Source organism: Conexibacter sp. CPCC 205762, assembly GCF_030646155.1.
Classification (GTDB): Bacteria; Actinomycetota; Thermoleophilia; order Solirubrobacterales; family Solirubrobacteraceae; genus Conexibacter.
In genome coordinates, this window is sequence record NZ_JAUTDN010000010.1 from 119983 (window position 1) to 126176 (window position 6194).

At 72.5% G+C, this 6194-nt stretch carries 10 protein-coding genes; 5 read left to right on the forward strand and 5 right to left on the reverse strand.

Annotated features, from left to right (window positions below; all coding sequences use genetic code 11):
* Positions 1-11: 11 nt before the first annotated feature.
* Positions 12-641: a helix-turn-helix domain-containing protein gene (locus Q7L73_RS11280; RefSeq protein WP_304695671.1), complete on the reverse strand. Its 630-nt coding sequence runs from the start codon at positions 639-641 to the stop codon at positions 12-14.
* Between the two features lie 73 nt (positions 642-714).
* Between Q7L73_RS11280 and Q7L73_RS11285 the strand changes: the two genes are divergently transcribed.
* Positions 715-1221 carry a nuclear transport factor 2 family protein gene (locus Q7L73_RS11285; RefSeq protein ID WP_304695673.1) on the forward strand — a complete coding sequence of 169 codons (507 nt, stop codon included), beginning with the start codon at positions 715-717 and terminating at the stop codon, positions 1219-1221.
* Between the two features lie 22 nt (positions 1222-1243).
* Here the strand turns inward: Q7L73_RS11285 and Q7L73_RS11290 are convergent, their stop codons facing one another.
* Together Q7L73_RS11290 and Q7L73_RS11295 are read right to left on the reverse strand one after the other, a co-directional pair.
* Positions 1244-1849 carry a dihydrofolate reductase family protein gene (locus tag Q7L73_RS11290; RefSeq protein WP_304695674.1) on the reverse strand — a complete coding sequence of 202 codons (606 nt, stop codon included), beginning with the start codon at positions 1847-1849 and terminating at the stop codon, positions 1244-1246.
* A gap of 211 nt (positions 1850-2060) precedes the next feature.
* Positions 2061-2795, reverse strand: a complete 735-nt coding sequence (locus Q7L73_RS11295; RefSeq protein WP_304695675.1) for an SDR family NAD(P)-dependent oxidoreductase — start codon at positions 2793-2795, stop codon at positions 2061-2063.
* A 124-nt stretch (positions 2796-2919) separates the two neighbouring features.
* Between Q7L73_RS11295 and Q7L73_RS11300 the strand changes: the two genes are divergently transcribed.
* Complete coding sequence (locus Q7L73_RS11300; protein WP_304695677.1) at positions 2920-3513, forward strand: TetR/AcrR family transcriptional regulator; 594 nt, start codon at positions 2920-2922, stop codon at positions 3511-3513.
* Here the strand turns inward: Q7L73_RS11300 and Q7L73_RS11305 are convergent.
* The gene (locus Q7L73_RS11305; protein ID WP_304695679.1) at positions 3510-3824 is read right to left on the reverse strand and encodes a hypothetical protein; all 315 of its coding nucleotides are present in this window, start codon (positions 3822-3824) and stop codon (positions 3510-3512) included. The two genes, Q7L73_RS11300 and Q7L73_RS11305, sit on opposite strands and share 4 nt — an antisense overlap.
* 219 nt (positions 3825-4043) lie before the next feature.
* Between Q7L73_RS11305 and Q7L73_RS11310 the strand changes: the two genes are divergently transcribed.
* Positions 4044-4700: a hypothetical protein gene (locus Q7L73_RS11310; protein WP_304715550.1), complete on the forward strand. Its 657-nt coding sequence runs from the start codon at positions 4044-4046 to the stop codon at positions 4698-4700.
* Between the two features lie 19 nt (positions 4701-4719).
* On the opposite strand, the gene Q7L73_RS11315 is transcribed toward Q7L73_RS11310, so the two are convergent.
* Positions 4720-5451, reverse strand: coding sequence for an amidohydrolase family protein (locus tag Q7L73_RS11315; protein ID WP_304695683.1), 732 nt, complete (start codon positions 5449-5451; stop codon positions 4720-4722).
* Between the two features lie 130 nt (positions 5452-5581).
* On the opposite strand from Q7L73_RS11315, the gene Q7L73_RS11320 reads away from it, so the two are divergent.
* On the forward strand, positions 5582-5767 hold the full coding sequence (locus Q7L73_RS11320; RefSeq protein ID WP_304695685.1) for a hypothetical protein: 186 nt from the start codon (positions 5582-5584) through the stop codon (positions 5765-5767).
* Entirely contained in the window at positions 5734-5922 is a 189-nt protein-coding gene (locus Q7L73_RS11325) for an STAS domain-containing protein (protein WP_304695687.1), read from the forward strand. The genes Q7L73_RS11320 and Q7L73_RS11325 overlap by 34 nt, the downstream gene beginning before the upstream one ends.
* Positions 5923-6194: the final 272 nt, after the last annotated feature.

A 6194-nucleotide genomic window follows, 5' to 3' on the forward strand; every position in this document is an offset into this window, starting at 1 on the left:
GAGCAGGCCGTTCACGCCGGCGCCCTGGCGAAGACGGCGGCGAGCGGGCCGCGGGCGCCGTCGACGTGCGCGACGGCGAGCGCCTGGTCGAGCGTGAGCGCGCCGGCGGCGAGGCCGAGCACGACCTCCGGCTCGGCGGCGAGGACCGTGCCGGCGCGCTGCTCGGGCTCGATCGTCACGTGCGGGCCGGTCTCGTCGAGGCGCAGCGCGAGCGACAGGCCGGGGACCTCGATCCCGACCTCGGCCGCGGGCCGGGCGGTCCGCCCGCCCAGCAGCGCCGGCAGCGCGACTGCCAGCCAGCGCGGCCGGAAGGCGTCCTCGCCGCGGCCGGCGAGCATCAGCGGGCGGCTCCAGCGGACGAGCGACTCGACCGTCTCGCGCAGCTCCTCGCCCCACGGCGTCAGCGCGTAGACGACGCCGCCCGACGCGCCCAGCCGCCGCTCGACCACGCCGGACGCCTCGAGGCTGCGCAGCCGGTCGGCGAGCAGGTTGGTGGCGATCCCGCCGAGCGACGCCGCCAGCTCGCCGTAGCGCAGCGGGCCGAGCAGCAGCTCGCGGACGATCAGCAGGCTCCAGCGGTCGCCGACCGTGTCGAGCGATCGGGCGAGACCGCAGTACTGACCGTAGGACCGTGCAGGCACGAAGTTGACTTCCTCCAGCTCGCTTGATTTTCTCAATCAGCGTACCGGACCCGTCCCCGAGCGAAGGATCCCGATGTCAGCCACCGCCTCCGCAACCGCGCCGGTCCCGGCCACGATCGCGGCGTTCCGCGCGGCCGCCGACCGCGGCGACGCCGACGCGGTCGCGCCGCTGCTGGCGCCCGACGTCGCGCTTCACTCGCCGCTCACCGACCGCGTCCGCTTCGACGGCCGGGACGAGGTCGCGGCGCTCCATCACGACATATTCGCCGTCCTGCACGACCTCAGGACCAGCGACCCGCTCCGGCTCGGCGACCGCTGCGCGGCCCCCTTCAGCGCACGCGTGCGCGGCGTCGAGCTGCGGGCGGTCATCCTCGTGCAGCTCGACGCCCAGGGCCTGATCGCCGACCTCGAGATCTACGGCCGCCCGCTGCCCGCGCTCGCGGCGCTCTTCAGCGCGCTCCCGCCGCGCGTCTCGGCCCGCCGCCGCGGGCGCCTGACCGGCGCGCTCGTCGCCGTCCTCGCCCGCCCGCTCGCCTTCGCGCTCCACATCGCCGACCGGCTGGCGCCGCGGTTCCTGTAGGACGCGGGAGGGGCGCCGGACGCTACCCCGCCCGGCGGTAGCGGACGTGCGTCGACAGCGGCGAGTGCAGCACCTCGACCGGCTCCATCCCGAGCGACGCGACGCCGTCGAAGATCCGCTCGCCGGAGCCGAGCAGGACCGGGGCGATGTCGAGCGTCAGCTCGTCGACGACGCCGGCGATCAGCGCCTGGCGCACGGTCGAGGCGCCGCCGGCGATGTCGACGCCGCCGTCGCCGGCGGTCTCCCGCGCCTGCGCGTAGGCGGCGTCGAAGCCGCCGGTGACGAAGTGGAAGGTCGTCCCGCCCTCCATCTCGATCGGCTCGCGCGCGTGATGGGTGAGCACGAACACCGGCGCGTGGTACGGCGGCTCGGGGCCCCACCACCCGCGCCAGTCGTCCTCCCACTCGCCGCGGATCGGCCCGAACATGTTGCGGCCCATCACGTAGGCGCCGCGCGGGCGCATCAGCCAGCCGGTCGCGGTCGCGTCGGCCTCGTTGGCGCGCGCGTCGCCCATGTGCCAGCCGTGCAGCTCGCGCCCGCGTCTGCCGAGCGGGTGCTCGCGGCTCTGCTCCGGCCCGGCGACGAAGCCGTCGAGCGAGATCGACATGTGGCACGTGGTGTCCGACACCGTCTTCCTCCCAGATGAGTTGCCCTGCTCTTGAACCCACCCTAGCCACCGGCGACCTCTGCGACGGACCTCTCCCCGAGACCCTGTTTTTCAGTATTCCGACGCCGCGCAGCGATCGCCGCCACTCGCCCAGGAAAGGACTCATGCATGGTGGCCGAGGCAAAGATGCTCGGCCGCGCGACGTTCCAGTCGCTCGCGCCGCGACAGTGGCTCAGATCACCGTGGTGCCGCCGTCGACGACCAGTTCCATGCCGTTGACGTAGCTGGAGTCGTCGGAGGCGAGGAACAGCGCGGCCGCCGCGATCTCCTCGGGTCGGCCCATCGCCCGCCGCGGGATCAGCGATTCGAACTGCGCCTTCGTCTGCTCGTCCATCACCTGCTCGAGCACCGGCGTGGCGACCTGGCCGGGGGTCAGGACGTTCACGCGGATCCTGCGGTCTCGCAGCTCGGACACCCACACCCGCGCGTAGGCGGGCAGCACGGCCTTGCTCGCCGCGTACGCGCTCCAGTTGGGGTAGCCCCGCAGCGACGCGTTCGACCCGGTCATGAGGATCGAGCCTCCGTCGTTGAACAGCGGCAGCGCCTTCTGGACCGTGAACAGCGTGCCGCGCGCGTTCAGCGAGAAGGCGGCGTCGAACTGCTCCTCGGTGATCTCGCCGAGCCTGCCCTGCTCGCCCGTCCCCGCGCTCGCCCACAGCACGTCGACGACGCCCTGCTCCCGCTCGACCGTCTCGAACAGGCGATCGAGATCGCCGAGGTCGGCCGAGTCGGCCTGCACGCCGGTCACGTTGCGACCGATCAGCGCGACGGCTTCGTCCAGCGCGTCTCTGCGCCGGCCGGAGATGAAGACGTGCGCCCCCTCCTCCACGAACAGCTTGGCGCCGGCCAGCGCCATCCCGCTTGTCGCACCCGTGATCACCGCGACCTTGCCATCGAGCTTGCCCACAGTCACTCCGTTCGGTTGGTCGTCTCGATGCTAAGTACACCGATCTGAGTGCTTAAGCTACGGACGACCACGCACGCTGTCAACCTATGCACACCGATCCGTACCAGCCGACTATGCTGGGCGCATGACGGAGCTGGAGAAAGGGCCGCAGGGCCTGCGCCGCGGCCGCGGCGCGCGCGAGCGCATCCTCAGCGCGTCCCAGCAGCTGTTCCGCGACCAGGGCATCAACTGCACCGGCATGGACCAGCTCTGCGCCGTGGCCGGGGTCTCCAAGCGCACGCTCTACCAGCACTTCGGCGGCAAGGACGAGCTGATCGCCGAGCATCTGCGCCGCTTCGACCCCGACGTGCTGCCCGAGGTCTTCGACCGCGCCGGCCTGACGCCCCGCGAGCGGCTCCTCGCCGTCTTCGAGATCCACGCGCCGCTGTGCCCGTTCATCGCGGCGGCCGTCGAGATCCAGGACCCGGACCACCCGGCGCGCGTGCTCGCGCGCGACTACAAGCTGGCCTTCGCGGCGCGGCTCGCCGCAGCCGCCCGCGCGGCCGGCGCCGCCGACCCCGAGCAGCTCGGCGAGCAGCTGGCGCTGCTGCTGGACGGCGCCTCGGCCCGCAGCCGCGTGCTCGACGGCGAGACCTTCTCGACCGCCGCCGCGATCGCGGCGGTCCTCGTCGACAACGCGATCCCCGCGGCAGCCGGCGCCTCAGCGGCGCCGGGCTAGCCCCAGGATCTCAGCGACGTCGTCGTGCGCCCCGAGGCGTTCCCGCAGAGCGACCGGACCACGAAGCCGCTGCGGCACTCCGTCCGCGCGAGCCAGCGCTTCTGGAACTCCTTGCCGAACCGCTCGAGCCGCTTGCGCCCGTCCTTCCCGCCGCCTCTCTGGACGTACCGGGTGATCGCCTTCGCATACTCCTGGGTCCGCAGCTGAGCGAGGACGTCGGCCTCCGTCATGCCGGTGACTCGCAGGAATCTCTCGTAGCCCCCCTTTCTCGGGAAGGACTCTCGCTTAGCCAGATGGGCTGAATCAGCCACGCCATCGTCGTAGCCCGGAGTCGTCTCTCACGCGTTCTGCAGCGCGCTCTGAGCTGAGCCCGTGCGGACGCCTTCCGCCCTGCACGTTCCTTCAGCACCGCGATGCACCTGCGACTGCAGTAGGCGCGTCGGCGTTCGCTCCGGGACGTCGATCGATGGCGCTGCTCCAGATTTCCAAGTAGCTTGCCGCCATAGAGGACGGCCTTCGCGAGACGGATGATGGAGGCCGTCAAGGCGCAAACAGAAGGGAACCGGATGCGCATTCGGCACATGCCGTCCCCCGCAATGGGAGTCGCTCTCGTGGCGCTGTTCGTCGCGCTGGGCGGCACCGGATATGCGGCAGGCGGCGCCTTCAGCGGCGATGGCGATGGGCTGCGCGCCGAGACGGCCGCAAGAAGAGGCGCGAGAAGAGTGCAGCGCGGGCCGCGCGGCTTCACCGGCGCCCGCGGGCCCGCCGGCCCGCGAGGCACGGCAGGACCGGCCGGCAGCACAGGCGCTGCCGGAGAGCGAGGCGCGCCGGGCGCGACCGGCGCGACCGGTCCGCAAGGCCCCGCCGGAACCGCGAAGGCGTTCGCCTCGATCAGCAGCGGCGGCAGAGTCCGCGCCGGGCACGCCTTCGCGATCACGGACGCGAACGTGTCGATCCGATCGAGAGGCTATTACTGCTTCGACCTGTCGGGAGTGGGCATCACGAGCGCCAACGCGGTGCCGATCGCAGCGGTGGACTACTCCGACGACAACACCAGCTCCGGCGATGTCCTCGCAGTGATCAGCTCGGGGGACTTCAACAACTGCACGGCCGGTCAGATAGGCGTCCGTACGTATGACGACGCGGGGGGCTTCGACCCAGCCGGCTTCACGATCGCCTTCATGTAGCCGAGGTTGCCCGCGTCGGTCAGCGCAGGAGCTGCGCGAGCGTCCCGCTGAGGATCGCGGCGCGCGCGTCGGCGGAGAGCGTCCACGCGTCGTGGCGACCCCGTTCGAGGACGGGGTCGCTGAGCGGCATGTCGGTCGAGAAGATGAGCCGGCCGGCGCCGATCGGCGGCGCGGCCAGCTCCGCGAGGACGGCGCCCCAGGGCGCGTAGGCGGTGTCGGCGTAGAGGTTGCGGGCGCGTTCGAGTGCTGGGCGGGCGTCGATCCAGAAGTCGGTTGCGCCGCTCTTGCCCATGATGAACGCGGCCTGTGGGTGGCGGACGGCCAGCTCGGCGAGCTGCAGCGGGAGCGCGAAGGAGGGCGTGCCGGTGCGGACGTAGACCGGCCAGCCGCGCTCGGTCGCGGCCTCGATCAGCGGGTCGGCCTGGCCGTCGAGCAGGTCAAAGCCCTGGATCGCGGGGTCGAGCGCGAGCGCGACCGCGCCCGCCTCCGCGGCGCGGGCCAGCTCCTCCAGCGCGCGGGAGCCGCGCCACGGCGAGGCGACGGCGTAGGGCAGCAGCCGGCCGCCGGAGTCGCGCGCGGCCGCGGCGACGAAGGCGTTGCCCTCGCGGTGGTCGACCGCCAGGCAGCGCTCGACGGGCGAGATCAGCGCGCGGTCGATCCCGAGCCGGCCCATCGTCGCCAGCAGCTCGGCGGCGTCCAGTGCCGCGTCGCGGCCGTCGCCGAGGCGGACGTGGGCGTCGATCACGGTCATGAGCCGGCCTCGGTCGCGGGCGCGGCGGCGGGCGGCGACGCGGCGGACGCGGACGGCGCGGCGAGCGTCGGCCCGCCGGCCGGCGCCAGCCCCAGGGTTCATCCCGCTTGCCGCAGAGGAGCTTCCCGCAATGCAGCACGCCTTCGCCGTCGCACCGCCGTTTCGCGTCAAGATCACTCGCGAGCCCGCCGGACGCGTCGTCGTCCTTGCTTGCGGCGAGCTCGATCTCTGCACCGTCGAGCCGGTCGAGCACGCGATCGAGCAGGAGCTGCTCGACGCGACGTGCGCGAGCTGTCGATCGACCGCAGCCAGCTGACCTTCTTCGACTCCAGCGGTCTGCTCTTGCTGCTGCGCCTCGAACGCCGCCTCGCCGACATCGAGCTGCGCTTCTCTGTGACGCCCGGCACCTCCGCGGCCGCAGACGTGCTCCGCATCGCCGGGCTGGCACGTCGCTTCTCGCAGCCCACGTAGCAGCACGTCCCAATCACCAGCGTTTCACGTCGAGCGCAGCGCCGTCGAGACGAGCGGAGCGGCCTGACCTCAGCCGTCCAGACGGCGCGTGCCGATGGGCTCGCTGCGTCAGCCGGTGATGAAGCCGGTGCCTCTGACGATGCCGAGGACTCTCTTCATCGAGTAGGCGACGTCGAACGGGCCATTGGGCGTGACGCCTCTTCTGCCCATGATGTCGCCGTTGAGCGCCGCGATCGCGCCGGCGTGGCGCGCCTCGATGGTGAGGATCGAGA